This is a genomic window from Clostridium nitrophenolicum (assembly GCF_055391695.1).
Genome location: NZ_AP042469.1, coordinates 5,131,159 through 5,144,437, shown reverse-complemented (window position 1 = coordinate 5,144,437; position 13,279 = coordinate 5,131,159). Strand labels below are relative to the sequence as shown.

At 32.4% G+C, this 13,279-nt stretch carries 12 protein-coding genes and 22 tRNA genes; 31 read left to right on the top strand and 3 right to left on the bottom strand.

Annotated features, from left to right (window positions below; genetic code table 11):
* Nucleotides 1-9 precede the first annotated feature (9 nt).
* Complete coding sequence (gene ligA, locus ACZ5N4_RS24455) at nt 10-2,010, top strand: NAD-dependent DNA ligase LigA (RefSeq protein ID WP_464205142.1); 2,001 nt, start codon at nt 10-12, stop codon at nt 2,008-2,010.
* Nucleotides 2,011-2,095: 85 nt separating this feature from the next.
* Nucleotides 2,096-2,365 (top strand): hypothetical protein, encoded by a 270-nt coding sequence (locus ACZ5N4_RS24450; RefSeq protein WP_178908360.1) that lies wholly within the window; start codon nt 2,096-2,098, stop codon nt 2,363-2,365.
* 89 nt (nt 2,366-2,454) lie between these two features.
* On the opposite strand, the gene ACZ5N4_RS24445 is transcribed toward ACZ5N4_RS24450, so the two are convergent.
* Nucleotides 2,455-2,640: a hypothetical protein gene (locus ACZ5N4_RS24445; protein ID WP_178908361.1), complete on the bottom strand. Its 186-nt coding sequence runs from the start codon at nt 2,638-2,640 to the stop codon at nt 2,455-2,457.
* A gap of 217 nt (nt 2,641-2,857) precedes the next feature.
* Between ACZ5N4_RS24445 and ACZ5N4_RS24440 the strand changes: the two genes are divergently transcribed.
* Both ACZ5N4_RS24440 and ACZ5N4_RS24435 read left to right on the top strand, forming a co-directional pair.
* The gene (locus ACZ5N4_RS24440; RefSeq protein WP_464205139.1) at nt 2,858-3,304 is read left to right on the top strand and encodes a hypothetical protein; all 447 of its coding nucleotides are present in this window, start codon (nt 2,858-2,860) and stop codon (nt 3,302-3,304) included.
* Nucleotides 3,305-3,504: 200 nt separating this feature from the next.
* Nucleotides 3,505-5,106, top strand: a complete 1,602-nt coding sequence (locus ACZ5N4_RS24435) for a peptide ABC transporter substrate-binding protein (RefSeq protein ID WP_464205137.1) — start codon at nt 3,505-3,507, stop codon at nt 5,104-5,106.
* A 15-nt stretch (nt 5,107-5,121) separates the two neighbouring features.
* Here the strand turns inward: ACZ5N4_RS24435 and ACZ5N4_RS24430 are convergent, their stop codons facing one another.
* Entirely contained in the window at nt 5,122-5,283 is a 162-nt protein-coding gene (locus ACZ5N4_RS24430) for a hydroxymyristoyl-ACP dehydratase (protein WP_464205135.1), read from the bottom strand.
* 100 nt (nt 5,284-5,383) lie between these two features.
* On the bottom strand, nt 5,384-6,811 hold the full coding sequence (locus tag ACZ5N4_RS24425; RefSeq protein WP_464205133.1) for a hypothetical protein: 1,428 nt from the start codon (nt 6,809-6,811) through the stop codon (nt 5,384-5,386).
* Nucleotides 6,812-6,906: 95 nt separating this feature from the next.
* On the opposite strand from ACZ5N4_RS24425, the gene ACZ5N4_RS24420 reads away from it, so the two are divergent.
* The 27 genes from ACZ5N4_RS24420 to ACZ5N4_RS24290 all read left to right on the top strand — a co-directional run bounded on the left by ACZ5N4_RS24420 (nt 6,907) and on the right by ACZ5N4_RS24290 (nt 13,179).
* On the top strand, nt 6,907-7,896 hold the full coding sequence (locus ACZ5N4_RS24420; RefSeq protein ID WP_464205131.1) for an AIR synthase family protein: 990 nt from the start codon (nt 6,907-6,909) through the stop codon (nt 7,894-7,896).
* A gap of 83 nt (nt 7,897-7,979) precedes the next feature.
* Complete coding sequence (gene rph / locus ACZ5N4_RS24415) at nt 7,980-8,729, top strand: ribonuclease PH (RefSeq protein ID WP_464205129.1); 750 nt, start codon at nt 7,980-7,982, stop codon at nt 8,727-8,729.
* Nucleotides 8,726-9,331, top strand: coding sequence for an XTP/dITP diphosphatase (locus tag ACZ5N4_RS24410; protein ID WP_464205128.1), 606 nt, complete (start codon nt 8,726-8,728; stop codon nt 9,329-9,331). Before rph ends, ACZ5N4_RS24410 begins: the two co-directional genes overlap by 4 nt.
* Before the next feature lie 2 nt (nt 9,332-9,333).
* Nucleotides 9,334-9,804 (top strand): metallophosphoesterase, encoded by a 471-nt coding sequence (locus tag ACZ5N4_RS24405; RefSeq protein ID WP_464205126.1) that lies wholly within the window; start codon nt 9,334-9,336, stop codon nt 9,802-9,804.
* A 130-nt stretch (nt 9,805-9,934) separates the two neighbouring features.
* Nucleotides 9,935-10,010, top strand: a tRNA-Pro gene (locus ACZ5N4_RS24400).
* A gap of 86 nt (nt 10,011-10,096) precedes the next feature.
* A tRNA-Pro gene (locus ACZ5N4_RS24395) sits at nt 10,097-10,172 on the top strand.
* A gap of 17 nt (nt 10,173-10,189) precedes the next feature.
* Nucleotides 10,190-10,263, top strand: a tRNA-Gly gene (locus ACZ5N4_RS24390).
* Between the two features lie 6 nt (nt 10,264-10,269).
* Nucleotides 10,270-10,346 (top strand) — tRNA-Arg (locus tag ACZ5N4_RS24385).
* Between the two features lie 5 nt (nt 10,347-10,351).
* Nucleotides 10,352-10,427, top strand: a tRNA-His gene (locus ACZ5N4_RS24380).
* A 5-nt stretch (nt 10,428-10,432) separates the two neighbouring features.
* A tRNA-Gln gene (locus ACZ5N4_RS24375) sits at nt 10,433-10,507 on the top strand.
* A gap of 4 nt (nt 10,508-10,511) precedes the next feature.
* Nucleotides 10,512-10,587: transfer RNA gene (locus tag ACZ5N4_RS24370), tRNA-Lys, on the top strand.
* 14 nt (nt 10,588-10,601) lie between these two features.
* Nucleotides 10,602-10,685, top strand: a tRNA-Leu gene (locus tag ACZ5N4_RS24365).
* Nucleotides 10,686-10,692: 7 nt separating this feature from the next.
* Nucleotides 10,693-10,767, top strand: a tRNA-Gly gene (locus ACZ5N4_RS24360).
* A gap of 4 nt (nt 10,768-10,771) precedes the next feature.
* Nucleotides 10,772-10,845, top strand: a tRNA-Gly gene (locus tag ACZ5N4_RS24355).
* A gap of 5 nt (nt 10,846-10,850) precedes the next feature.
* Nucleotides 10,851-10,927: transfer RNA gene (locus tag ACZ5N4_RS24350), tRNA-Arg, on the top strand.
* Nucleotides 10,928-10,933: 6 nt separating this feature from the next.
* Nucleotides 10,934-11,009: transfer RNA gene (locus ACZ5N4_RS24345), tRNA-Lys, on the top strand.
* Nucleotides 11,010-11,016: 7 nt separating this feature from the next.
* Nucleotides 11,017-11,092: transfer RNA gene (locus tag ACZ5N4_RS24340), tRNA-Pro, on the top strand.
* Between the two features lie 17 nt (nt 11,093-11,109).
* Nucleotides 11,110-11,183, top strand: a tRNA-Gly gene (locus ACZ5N4_RS24335).
* A 6-nt stretch (nt 11,184-11,189) separates the two neighbouring features.
* A tRNA-Arg gene (locus tag ACZ5N4_RS24330) sits at nt 11,190-11,266 on the top strand.
* A gap of 6 nt (nt 11,267-11,272) precedes the next feature.
* A tRNA-Lys gene (locus ACZ5N4_RS24325) sits at nt 11,273-11,348 on the top strand.
* Between the two features lie 6 nt (nt 11,349-11,354).
* Nucleotides 11,355-11,430, top strand: a tRNA-His gene (locus ACZ5N4_RS24320).
* Nucleotides 11,431-11,439: 9 nt separating this feature from the next.
* Nucleotides 11,440-11,515, top strand: a tRNA-Lys gene (locus tag ACZ5N4_RS24315).
* A 65-nt stretch (nt 11,516-11,580) separates the two neighbouring features.
* A tRNA-Leu gene (locus ACZ5N4_RS24310) sits at nt 11,581-11,664 on the top strand.
* Between the two features lie 7 nt (nt 11,665-11,671).
* Nucleotides 11,672-11,746 (top strand) — tRNA-Gly (locus tag ACZ5N4_RS24305).
* 4 nt (nt 11,747-11,750) lie between these two features.
* Nucleotides 11,751-11,824: transfer RNA gene (locus tag ACZ5N4_RS24300), tRNA-Gly, on the top strand.
* Between the two features lie 45 nt (nt 11,825-11,869).
* A tRNA-Arg gene (locus ACZ5N4_RS24295) sits at nt 11,870-11,946 on the top strand.
* 285 nt (nt 11,947-12,231) lie between these two features.
* Complete coding sequence (locus ACZ5N4_RS24290; protein ID WP_464205124.1) at nt 12,232-13,179, top strand: flavodoxin domain-containing protein; 948 nt, start codon at nt 12,232-12,234, stop codon at nt 13,177-13,179.
* Nucleotides 13,180-13,279 lie beyond the last annotated feature (100 nt).

The following is a 13,279-nucleotide window of genomic DNA, read 5'->3' as shown; positions in this document are numbered from 1 at the left end:
GGGGGAAATATGAGTTTAAATAGTGATAAAGTAACAAGAATTAAGGAACTAGTAGAGGAATTAAATAAGTATGCACATGAATATTATGTATTAGATAACCCAAGTATTTCAGATAAAGAGTATGATAAAAAATACGATGAGTTAACTAAAATTGAAAAAGAAGCTGGAATAGTACTTCCTTACTCTCCCACACAAAGAGTAGGAGACAGAGTGCTGACTGAGTTTCAAAAATATACTCATAAAGGAAGATTATGGAGCTTGGATAAAGCACAAGATATTCAGGAAATTAAGGAATGGCATACGAGAAACAAAAAAGTAGTAGATGAATATAATTCTAACCATGAAGATAAGTTGCCTGAACTTAAATATGTGCTTACTAAAAAGTTCGATGGACTTACTATTAACTGCACCTATGATGAGAATGGAATACTTATTAAAGCTGCCACTAGAGGAACAGGTGAAGTCGGAGAAGATATAACAGCACAGGTAAAAACAATAAAAACTCTTCCGCTAAAAATAAATAACAGTAGTGTCATAGAAGTTCATGGAGAGGCTGTTATGACGAAGACAGCTTTTGAGGAATATAATAAAAAAGCTGAAACTCCACTAAAGAACTTAAGAAATGGGGCTGCTGGAGCTCTAAGAAACTTAAATGTAAAAGAAACAGCCAGAAGAAATTTATCTGCATTTTTTTACGATGTAGGATATAACGAAGGAACAGCATTTAGAAGCTACATTGAAATGATGAACTTTATAAAAGAAATGGGCTTTCCACAAGATGATTATGTTAAAGTGTGCAGAAACATAGAAGAGATAGAAGAAGAATTAGTAGCTGTTGAAGGTATAAGAAATACATTAGATTATGATATAGATGGTGTTGTTATTGTTGTAGATGACATGAAAACAAGAGATATACTTGGATATACTATAAAATTCCCTAAATGGGCAATTGCATATAAGTTTGAAGCAGAAGAAGCTACTACAAAACTTTTGGATGTAGAGTGGAACGTTGGCAGAAGTGGAAGAGTAACTCCTACTGCAATACTAGAGCCAGTGGAGCTAGCTGGAGTAACTGTTAAAAGGGCTACACTTAATAATATGGATGACATACAAAGAAAAGGAGTAAAAATTGGCTGTCACGTGTTTGTGCGCCGTTCTAATGATGTAATACCAGAAATTATGGGCGTAGTTGAAGAAAGTTTGAAAGAAAGTAATGAAATAGAACCACCAATAATATGTCCTTACTGTGGTAGTGAGCTGGTACAGGAAGGGGTGCATTATTTTTGTGAAAATACTTTATCCTGTAAACCTCAGATGGTAAAGAGTATTGTGCATTTTGGAAGTAGAGAAGCAATGAATATAGAAGGTTTTAGTGAAAAGACTGCAGAACAGCTTTTTGAAAAACTTCAGATTAAATCAATTGCTGATTTATATAGAATAAAAAAAGAAGATTTACTTACACTAGAAAAGTTTGGGGATAAAAAGGCTCAAAATCTAATTGATGCTATAGAAAAGAGTAAAAGTTGCGATTTATCGTCCTTTATATTTGCGTTGGGCATACCTAATGTGGGGAAAAAAACTGCTAAAGATTTGGTTAAGAAATTTAAAAATTTAGATAATCTGAAAATAGCTTCCATAGACGAACTTACATCTGTTCAAGATATAGGAGATATTGTTGCTAAAAGTATAATAGAATTCTTCAAAGAGGATAAAATAATACAAAGTATAAATGAACTACTGCAATTAGGAGTTAATCCTCGTTATGAAGAAGAAGAAATATTAGAAAGTGTTTTCTCTGATAAAACCGTAGTAGTAACAGGTACATTGAAAAACTATACTAGGAGCAGTATAAAGGAAAAATTAGAATCACTTGGAGCAAAGATTGCAGGAAGTGTTAGTAAAAAGACAGACTATGTTTTAGCTGGAGAGGAAGCAGGATCTAAATATGATAAGGCAGTAGAATTAGGTGTAAGAATATTAAGCGAAGATGATTTTGAAAAAATGTTGTAGGTATTTACAAAATTATAAAAAAGGTTTATTATGAGAATGGTTTTGTTTGTACTAAAATAAAAACACAGACATGCGGAGGAGAGAAATGAGAAGGGCTATTCACTTTTTAGGATGGATGGGAGTGTCGTTAACAATACTCACACTAGTATTAACGCTCCTTACTACATATCAATTTACATATGTAAAATATTTTGATAGCTATTATACTCTTCAATGGTGTATATTCTTTACAATGGTTATTTGGGCTATCAATATGTTTGATTTTAAGGCTAGTTTTAAAAACGCAGCATATCCGGTAGCATGTATACTAATAGCAGTTGGAACGATTTTTTTTATTTATATGAAAGTTTATTAGAATTTTTGCAGTTTGAATTAAGCAGTATATTTAAAAATGGGTACAATTTTTAATAAAATTGTACCCATTTTATTTGCAGATATTTATTTTTACATATCTTTTGAGTTTTCATCTTTTTTCGTGAGCATATACATATGCTGAGTTAATTTTTCCATTAAGTAATTTTTATATTTTAATTGATTTAATATTTGGGTAAGGGTTATAAATCCCCACACCAAGGCAAATATTAAAATTAACATAGTTAATATGCCTAGTATTTCTACAGCAAGAATCATTTTAGCTTCCTCCGTAATTATCTATTAGACTTTTTATCAAGATACGATTTTATCTTATTTGCTTTTAGCAGAAACTGCTAAAAATACGTAAATATTATATCATAAAAATAGGGAAAAAATATCACTTTTGATTAAAAATAGGGAGAAAATTAATTGTATCAAAATTATATTTAACTTCATATAATTAACTAATATTAATAATTTGTGGAGGAGGAACGTGAGCAATATAGTTGGTAAAGCTTATTTGAAACTAAAAAAATATGAGGCTTATAAGACAAAAAATAAGCTAAAAAGAATAAACATAGACATGATAACTGAAAACATAACTAAAAATTGTTGGAATTATAATATACATTATAATATAATTTTAAAAAATTCAGATTTTGTTATTATAAAGCTCACAGGAGCTGAAAGAACCATATTATTTAAATATCATAAAAAAGAAAAGGTTTTGCTGCAAGAGTATGAAACATTCTTAGAGTACTTAAATCAGCATGATATAGAAAGAGGTATATATATTACTACAGGTGTATTCGATGAAAAAATAAACAAATATATTGATACTGGTTTCTATAAAAAGGTTCAAAAGATAGATGGTATTAAATTTATGAAAAAGCAATTTAGTATTGAACAATTAAGCTTTTTAGAATATCTTCCTCAATGAATAGAAAATAAACAAAACTTTATACAGGTTTTGTTTATTTTTCTTTTAAATGCCAATAATTTAAATATAGATATCCAACCTGAGTGCTTGACTTATCCAAGCTGGATATCTATAAGGCATTTGAAATAAAATATACTAACATATTGATTATTTTTTATATGTTTAAAGAATTGTTAAAGAAAAAAGTAGGGAGATAGTTCATGAAAAAGTTTATAGTTAGCATATTAATTTTAAGTTCTGTATTTTTGAATGGATGCGTTGAGAAGAGTGTACAAGGGAATAAAAATGTAAATATAAAAGATTATATAGTATATAATGTTGGAAAGCTGCCAAAAGACTTATCAATGCTTACAGACTATAATGTTAGACAGCAAGATTTTCTTGTAAATTTATTTGAAGGATTAGTGAAAACAGATGAAAAAGGAAACATTATTCCTGGTTTAAGTGATAGTTGGACTTTAAGTAAAGATGAAACCTGCTATACATTTAATATAAGAGAAGATGCAAAATGGAGTGATGGAAGCGATATTACAGCAGAAGATTTTGTTACCTTCTTTTCTCAAATATTAAATAAAGATTTAAATAATAAGTTTGCAGAACAATTATATTATATATTTGGTGCTTCAGAATATAGACATGGTAAAAAAGAATTTAATGATGTGGCAATCAGAGCTATTGATAAGAAAAAACTTGAAATAAGATTAAATTATCCTTGTAATTACTTTTTGAATATACTTGCAGAGCCAATATATTCGCTAAGAAAATTTAATAATGATCTATTTGAGTGGAAAAAAAATTATAAAGAAATCTTATATACAGGGTGCTTTATTATAGATGATATATCTAATAATAGTTATATAAGCCTTGTAAAGAACAACAACTATTGGAACGAAGATACAGTGAAAAGTAACAAGATTATGTTATCCTGTATTGATGGTAGTGAAGCAGCATTAGCTGCATACCAAAGCGATAAGATAGATATATTTGTAGATCCGCCAATAAGTGAAACTAAGAATCTTATTAGTTTAGGAAAAGCTAATCAGGTATCAACATATACAACTGATGCTCTGGTTTTTAACTTAAAAAAAGAGGGTATAACAAAAGATGTTAACTTCAGAAAAGCCATAGCAGCAAGTATGGATAGAAGCTATATGTCAAAAGAAATATTAAGCGACACAGCAAAACCAGCTTTAACATATATTCCGACAAACATTAATAATGGCTTAAATGGACAATTCGTAAACAAGTCATATTTTACAAGCACTTTAGAAAAAGATAAAGCATTAGATTTTATAAAAAAAACTAAATTTGATAAAAATAATGAACCTTTAAAGTTAATTTATTTGGACACAATAGAAAATAAAAAGGTTTGTGAAGCTATATCTAAAAACCTACGTGATAATTTACAGATAAAGATTGAGTGTATCGGTTACAGTGCTGAAGAGTTTAATGATGAATTGAGTAAGGGAGATTATGATATGGCTAAAGTCGAATATGAAGGAAGTTATGATTATCCTCTATCATTTCTTGAAGTATGGACTATTAATTCGAAGGATAATATTTACGGATACAAGAATATTGAACTAGACAATATATTAGAAAAAAGTAAAATGGAAAAAGATAAAGGTAAAAAAATAGAACTATTAAGGTCTGGAGAAAATATATTATTTGAAGATATGCCGATGATTCCAATGTATTGTAGTAATATAGTAATTTGCAAAAAAAGTAATATAGAAGATATAAGCATTACAAAAAAGGGAAATATTAAATTAGATAAAGTATACATAAACTTGCAGCCTTAATAAAAAAACTACCCCTTAATTTGAAGGGGTAGTTTTTTTATTAGGTTGCTTTGAAATAAAGTAGGCGCAGTCTGCTTCTCCATTAGCCGAAAAACTTGAAATTGGTGTTACATGATTTAAAGTACATTTTCCGTTTCTTTCATGTATGCACTTTTCAGAACAATTTATGTTCATCATAAATTACATACCTCCTTTTAAAGCAGGCTGAAGTTTTAGCATAAGTACATGCTTGTACTGTGGTTATATTATTATAACCCAAAAATTAAAATATTATTTTTTAATATTCTTGTTCAAATTCTATATCTTCTTCCATTATCTTACGAACCAACTTTTTTGGCCTTAGAACGTGAATGATCAAGAAGAATATCAACATGTTTTTATAAGTATCAAAGGAGTTTTTAGGAACTTTAAAGACTTCTTTTTTCTTATTATAGCAAACATTTTTATTAAATACTGCAGCTAATTCGCAGTTTTCAGGAGTAGGAATTGAGGCCATCCTAAAATCTTGCTCTTCTAGTAGATCTTCAGATTTTAGTGTATAGTTTTTATATCTTTCTATATCCTGCAAGTCAGGAGTGTCAGGCCAACTTGCTATAACTCCAGAATCTACAAGTTGACGCTTAAATACATCTAATATTATTAACTCACTCTTATCCGCATCTTTACTTGTATGTGAATGAATAATGCAAACTAAAACATATAGAGCAATTTCTAAGCAAGAAAAAGTGATGTCTTTACTTTCAGTGTCTTTAAGGAAGATGCCTTTTTCAGGGTCATATAATTCAAGAAACCTAGCATACATATTTTCTGCTTTATCTTTAAATTTCGCAATTCCTGTATTCCTATAGAATAGGATAAAATTAATATAATTCATACACTCTTTCTCTAAATCAAATTCTATAGAACAATCATTATTTTTTTCATACAGTAATTCCGATAAATCTAGTAATAAAACTTTACAATCTTCATTTTTAGAATACTTGTAAAATATATTTAAACCTAAGCATAGCTCAACAAGTTCACTAGAAGAAAGCAAATATAGCTCTTCTTTGAAAGTAATAAACATATTTAATATATCTAGTGAAAAGTTTTTGTAATTATATTTATCCTCATCTTTGCACAAGTAAGCGCACTTATAGTATGCTGCCATTAATAATGCTTGAGTGGAAAATTTAAATTTTTTATTTTTTTCTTCGAATTTTAATTCGCCAGTAAAAAGATCACTTGCGTCTTTTTTATCTATAAATACTCCTTCCTCATTTCTAAAATAAGAAGCATAAAATTCTAGTTGTTTTTTAGACAACAACAAGTATAGGTTAGCTAAATTGTAATTTTTGGTATTTATGTTTTTAAAGATACTGTAATAATCGTGTAATTCTAAAAGACATAATGTCATTAAAGCGTTACTGTCTATGTTTATTTCTTTTTTAAATTTATCTTCATCCCAGCATAAGTTATTTTCAATGTTAATAAGTTTAGGACTTGCCTTTTTATATATACATAGAAGTGGAGAAACATCTCTAAATGTGTTAATATCAAAATTAGATATATTTTTTACTTTAAGTTCTTTAAGCGAGGTGTATACCCCGCACTTAGAGTATAGTGTAATTTGTTTTAAAGATTCTTTTGCTAAATAAAAGAGCTGATGTTCAACATTTTCTTTTTTTAATTTATTTATTCTTAGAAAGGGTCCTATATATTTCAAACACATACACCTACCATAAATTAATCCTTATATAAATAATATGTAGTAGGTAGCAAAATAGTGCTTGTTTATTTAATAGAAAGGAAGAAATTTTAATGAAAGTAGGAAAATTAAACTGGGATGATCTAAAAGAAATAATAGATGGCAGCAGAAAAGTTAGGAGAGACGATGTAAGAATCAGAAGTGGTGTAGGCGAAGATTGCAGCGTAGTAGAATTTGGCAGCTATGAATGTATACTTTCTACAGATCCTATAACTGGAGCGGATACTAATAGTGGTAAGTTAGCAGTACATATAAACTGTAATGATATAGCTTCCTGTGGAGTTGAACCTATAGGTATTTTAGTAACAATTTTAGCTCCAGAAAATACATCACTAGATGAAATAAAAGAAGTAATGAAAGAAATAGGAGAAGAAACTCAAAAGCTTAATATTGAAATCTTAGGAGGTCATACAGAAATAACAAGAGCTGTAAATAAAATGGTAATATCTTGTACGGTAATTGGTAAAGCTCCAAAAGGAAAAGCAGTAGCTACTTCAGGAGCTAAGGAAGGGGACGATATAGTCGTTACTAAACAGTTATGTCTTGAAGGCACTAGCATAATAGTTAATGACTATAAAAATAAAATAAAAGATATTCTAACAGAAGCGGAAATAGAAGAAGCCCAAAGTTATACAAATTATTTAAGTGTAGTAAATGAAGGAATTATATCTGGAAACTTTGGAGTTAATTCTATGCATGATATAACAGAAGGGGGAGTGTTGGGTGCATTATGGGAAATTGCAGAAGCCAGCAACATGGGATTTAAGGTATACAAAGAAAAGATGCCTATAAGTAGTATAACCCAAAGGATATGCAGAGAATGTTCTATAGATCCTCTTAGATTTATATCATCAGGAAGCATGCTTATAACAACTAAAAATGGGAATGAATTAATAGAAATACTTGAAAAAGAAGGTATCAAAGCTACAATAATAGGTAAAATTATTAAAGGAAAAGGTATACTGGTGGATAAAAACATAGAAAAGGAAGTAGATCCACCTGAAAGAGATGAGCTATTTGTGCTAGAAGAAAAACTGAAATAAACTGGTAGAATTGAATGCACAATAGGCTATTAATAATGTATAATAATTAAGTAATAGAAAGTTAGTTCTTTTGGAGGTAAAAAATGAGAGTTGATGGTAGAAAAAATGATCAAACTAGACATATAAAAATAACAAGAAATTATACAAAATATGCAGAAGGTGCAGTTTTAATAGAAACAGGTGACACAAAGGTAATTTGTACAGCATCAATAGAGGATAAGGTTCCTCCATTTTTAAAAGGAAAAGGTGAGGGATGGATTACTTGTGAATATAATATGATACCAAGGGCTACTCAAGTTAGAAAAGTCAGGGATATAACTAGAGGTAAGATTGATGGAAGAACTATGGAGATACAAAGATTAATAGGAAGAGCACTAAGATCTATAGTTGACTTAAAAGCTATAGGTGAAAAGACAATATGGGTAGATTGTGATGTTATTCAAGCGGATGGAGGAACAAGAACTGCATCTATATCTGGAGCTTTTGTAGCATTAGTAGATGCTGTTAATAAGCTTCATAAACAGTCTCCATTTTCAATATATCCTATAAGAGATTTTGTTAGTGCTGTAAGTGTTGGAATTGTAGATAATGTAAAGATGCTGGATTTATGTTATGAAGAGGATTCAAAAGCAAAGGTTGATATGAATGTGGTTATGACTGATTCTGGTGAATTTGTAGAGATACAGGGAACTGGAGAGCAAAGTCCTTTTAGTAGAGCAGATCTAAATGAGCTTATAGCATTAGCAGAAAAAGGCGCAAAACATATGATTCAAGTGCAAAAAGATAGTTTGAAAATGGACTCATTATGGGTTGGAACAGGTGATAGAAAATGAGAAGGTTAATAGTAGCGAGCAATAATGCAAAAAAAATAAAAGAGATTAAACAAATATTAGAGAAATACCAAATAGAAGTAGTATCACTAAAAGAAGCGGGAATAGATATAGATGTTGAAGAAGATGGAAATACATTTATTGAAAATTCTTATAAAAAAGCTAGTGAAATATATAAAATTGTAGAGGGATCTATGGTACTGGCAGATGACTCTGGTCTCGCAGTTGATTGTTTAAACGGTGCACCTGGTATTTATTCTGCTAGGTTTGCAGGAGAACATGGAAATGATAAAAAGAATAATGAAAAGCTTTTAGATCTATTGAAAGATAAAAAAGATGAAGAAAGAAAAGCTAAGTTTATATGTGCAATAGCATTAATAATAAGTAATGATAAAGTAGTAAAAGTTCAAGGAGAAATAGAAGGAAGAATAATAGATGAAGAAAGAGGAAGCAATGGATTTGGATATGACCCATTGTTTTATATACCTAAATATAAAATGACATTTGCAGAGATGGACTCCGAACTTAAGAATTCCATAAGTCACAGAGCAAAAGCTCTGAAAAAAATAGAAGGAGAAATAAAAAAACTTATGGAGGAGGAGTAATATTGATAATAGGAGTAATAAGTGATACACACAGGTACTCATGGGTCATAGAGAATGCTATAAATAAACTAGAAAATCCCGATATACTTATTCATTTAGGTGATAATGTTCAAGACATTAAAGAAATATCTAAATATTATAAAGGTCCAATTATTAACGTAAAGGGAAATTGTGATTTTGCTGTAGATACTCCAAGTGAAAGGATTGAAATGATTACAGGGAAGAAGGTATTCATGACTCATGGACATAAATATGATGTTAAGTATGATCTATCTAGGCTAAAATATAGGGCATTAGAGTTAGGCGTTGATATAGCTTTATTTGGACATACTCATGTTTCAAAGATTGCTTACGAAAATGGAATATGGTTTGTAAACCCAGGAAGCCCGGCTGTATCAAGAGATGGATTTAATAGCATAGCCACTATAAAAATAGAAGATGGGAAAATCAATCCAAGCATTAAAGGTGTATAAGGCATATTCAAAAAATATAAAAAAAGTTTCAAATAAGTATTGACGGAATTAAATATATCGTGTAGAATAATCTATGTCGTCGGGAGTTGATGATTCTCCTGAAGAAACAGTTCAGGGAATCCCTGAACAACGGGGTGTGGCGCAGATGGGAGCGCGCGTGGTTTGGGACCATGAGGTCGCAGGTTCAATCCCTGTCACCCCGACCATTAATTAAATTATAAAATGAAACTCCTCAGCAAAGCTGATGAGGATTAAAACATAACAAAATCAGAGATTTTGATATTTTATATCTCGGGGTGTGGCGCAGATGGGAGCGCGCGTGGTTTGGGACCATGAGGTCGCAGGTTCAATCCCTGTCACCCCGACCACTAAACTAAATTATTTTGCGGGTGTAACTCAATGGTAGAGTGCTAGCCTTCCAAGCTAGTTACGAGGGTTCGATTCCCTTCACCCGCTCCAAAATATGCGTCTTTAGCTCAGTTGGATAGAGCAACGGCCTTCTAAGCCGTGTGCCAGGGGTTCGAATCCCTTAAGACGCACCATTATGGTGGACGTAGTTCAGTTGGTAGAGCGCCAGATTGTGGTTCTGGTTGTCGTGGGTTCGAATCCCATCGTTCACCCCATATATTGGGATATCGCCAAGCGGTAAGGCACCAGACTTTGACTCTGGTATTCGTAGGTTCGAATCCTGCTATCCCAGCCATTTTGGTTTACTAGCTCAGTCGGTAGAGCACATGACTTTTAATCATGGTGTCCGGGGTTCGATTCCCCGGTAAGCCACCAAAAATAAATAATTTGCAGGTGTGGCGGAATTGGCAGACGCACTAGACTTAGGATCTAGCGCCAACGGCGTGGGGGTTCGACTCCCTTCACCTGCACCAATTATTCGCGGGAGTGGCTCAGTGGTAGAGCGTCACCTTGCCAAGGTGAACGTCGCGGGTTCGAATCCCGTCTTCCGCTCCAATATGCGGGTGTAACTCAATGGTAGAGTGCTAGCCTTCCAAGCTAGTTACGAGGGTTCGATTCCCTTCACCCGCTCCAAATATGCGTCTTTAGCTCAGTTGGATAGAGCAACGGCCTTCTAAGCCGTGTGCCAGGGGTTCGAATCCCTTAAGACGCACCAAGTAAAGTGCCATTAGCTCAGTTGGTAGAGCACCTGACTCTTAATCAGGGTGCCCAGGGTTCGAATCCCTGATGGCGCACCATGTATATCGGGGTGTGGCGCAGATGGGAGCGCGCGTGGTTTGGGACCATGAGGTCGCAGGTTCAATCCCTGTCACCCCGACCACTAAACTAAATTATTTTGCGGGTGTAACTCAATGGTAGAGTGCTAGCCTTCCAAGCTAGTTACGAGGGTTCGATTCCCTTCACCCGCTCCAAAATATGCGTCTTTAGCTCAGTTGGATAGAGCAACGGCCTTCTAAGCCGTGTGCCAGGGGTTCGAATCCCTTAAGACGCACCAAGTAAAGTGCCATTAGCTCAGTTGGTAGAGCACCTGACTCTTAATCAGGGTGCCCAGGGTTCGAATCCCTGATGGCGCACCATATATGGTGGACGTAGTTCAGTTGGTAGAGCGCCAGATTGTGGTTCTGGTTGTCGTGGGTTCGAATCCCATCGTTCACCCCATATAAATTTGGTTTACTAGCTCAGTCGGTAGAGCACATGACTTTTAATCATGGTGTCCGGGGTTCGATTCCCCGGTAAGCCACCAATAAGTAGGCATGCAAAATCAAGGGTTTTGTAACAGTTGCTTACTTAACTACATTTAAATAATTTGCAGGTGTGGCGGAATTGGCAGACGCACTAGACTTAGGATCTAGCGCCAACGGCGTGGGGGTTCGACTCCCTTCACCTGCACCAATTATTCGCGGGAGTGGCTCAGTGGTAGAGCGTCACCTTGCCAAGGTGAACGTCGCGGGTTCGAATCCCGTCTTCCGCTCCAATATGCGGGTGTAACTCAATGGTAGAGTGCTAGCCTTCCAAGCTAGTTACGAGGGTTCGATTCCCTTCACCCGCTCCAATACTTATTATATGAATTGAAGTAAGAGACACTAGTATCCTGTGAGCGCCCATAGCTCAGATGGATAGAGTGATGGACTTCGAATCCAGAGGCCGCAGGTTCAACTCCTGCTGGGCGCACCATTAAAAGCTAGTTATATAGGCATTACGTAAGTTTTAAATCTTATATCATAGAGGCAGTCTTTAGAGCAGTCTAAAGACTGCTTTATTTTTATCTGAAATAATTACTACTGAAGTTAATATTGATAAAATCTAACTTTATATTATCAAAAATAAGAACTTATTAGGGTAAATACTTAATAAGTTCTTATTTTTATAGCGGCATAATATAAATAAATTAACTATATAATCTTAAATATAGTATTATCAGAAACTAGTATATAATTGGTTTTTTATGGAGGGGATGAAATGCAAAGAACAATTATACTTTACGAAAGTAGGTATGGGACTACAGAAGTTATAGCTAAGAATTTGTCATTAATATTAGGGCCATCAAAATATTGTAGAATAGAGGACTTTAAGAAAAGTGATAAAGATTTCGAGTTTTTTGTGATAGGTTCCCCTGTTTACAACGAAAAAATTCAATTAAAAACCTTAAAGTTTTTAGAAGACAATATAGAATGGATAAAAGATAAAAGAATCGCAGTTTTTTGTACTTGTATTTCAACAAAAAAAGAATATGAATATATAAATAAGATATTAGGAATACTAGGGGATAGTGTAGTGTATTTTCGAGCTTTAGGAGGAATAATTCAATTAGATAAATTAAATCCAGAAGATTATAGAGCTATAGAGTTATTTTGCAACAAAGTTACCATGCCATTTATAGATATAAATATGTACGACATAAATAAAGTAATAGAATTTGGAATAGACGTAAAAAATATAAGAGATGAATTTATAAAAAGAGTGCCTGGAACTCAGTTATTAAAAGGAATAGAAGAATTTTTAAATGCACATAACACGTGTACTTTGTGTACAGCATCTAGTATAGGTGTAAGGGGAACGCCTATAGAATATAGTTATAAGGATGGATATATATACATTATAACTGAAGGTGGAGAAAAGTTTGCAAATATATTACTAAATAATAAAGTATCAATATCAATTTATGATAACTATCAAAGCATGATGAAACTCGGGGGTATGCAAATAACCGGTGAAGCATCTATAATTTATAGCAATACAGATGAATATAAGAAAATATTATATTTAAAAGAAATAAATCCAGATAGCATAGGGGATTTTTCTGTTAATATGAATATAATTAAAATAAAAATGAGAAAAGTAGAGTTTTTGTATTCAAAATTTAAAAATATGGGATATGATATTAAACAAATATACCTATTTAACTGATTCTTTTGAATAACATTAAACATAGGTCATGAAATGTTACTTTTCATGACTTTTATTTTTGCAATATTAAGTTCATTACATGAAATTAATATTGCAATAT

What these genes read in the sequence shown, in the direction of transcription:
- ACZ5N4_RS24410 (WP_464205128.1), top strand. Translation starts at nt 8,726, where the DNA reads ATGAGAAGGTTAATAGTAGCGAGCAATAATGCAAAAAAAATAAAAGAG.
- rph (WP_464205129.1), top strand. Translation starts at nt 7,980, where the DNA reads ATGAGAGTTGATGGTAGAAAAAATGATCAAACTAGACATATAAAAATA.
- ligA (WP_464205142.1), top strand. Translation starts at nt 10, where the DNA reads ATGAGTTTAAATAGTGATAAAGTAACAAGAATTAAGGAACTAGTAGAG.
- ACZ5N4_RS24290 (WP_464205124.1), top strand. Translation starts at nt 12,232, where the DNA reads ATGCAAAGAACAATTATACTTTACGAAAGTAGGTATGGGACTACAGAA.
- ACZ5N4_RS24445 (WP_178908361.1), bottom strand. Translation starts at nt 2,640, where the DNA reads ATGATTCTTGCTGTAGAAATACTAGGCATATTAACTATGTTAATTTTA.
- ACZ5N4_RS24430 (WP_464205135.1), bottom strand. Translation starts at nt 5,283, where the DNA reads ATGATGAACATAAATTGTTCTGAAAAGTGCATACATGAAAGAAACGGA.
- ACZ5N4_RS24420 (WP_464205131.1), top strand. Translation starts at nt 6,907, where the DNA reads ATGAAAGTAGGAAAATTAAACTGGGATGATCTAAAAGAAATAATAGAT.
- ACZ5N4_RS24435 (WP_464205137.1), top strand. Translation starts at nt 3,505, where the DNA reads ATGAAAAAGTTTATAGTTAGCATATTAATTTTAAGTTCTGTATTTTTG.
- ACZ5N4_RS24450 (WP_178908360.1), top strand. Translation starts at nt 2,096, where the DNA reads ATGAGAAGGGCTATTCACTTTTTAGGATGGATGGGAGTGTCGTTAACA.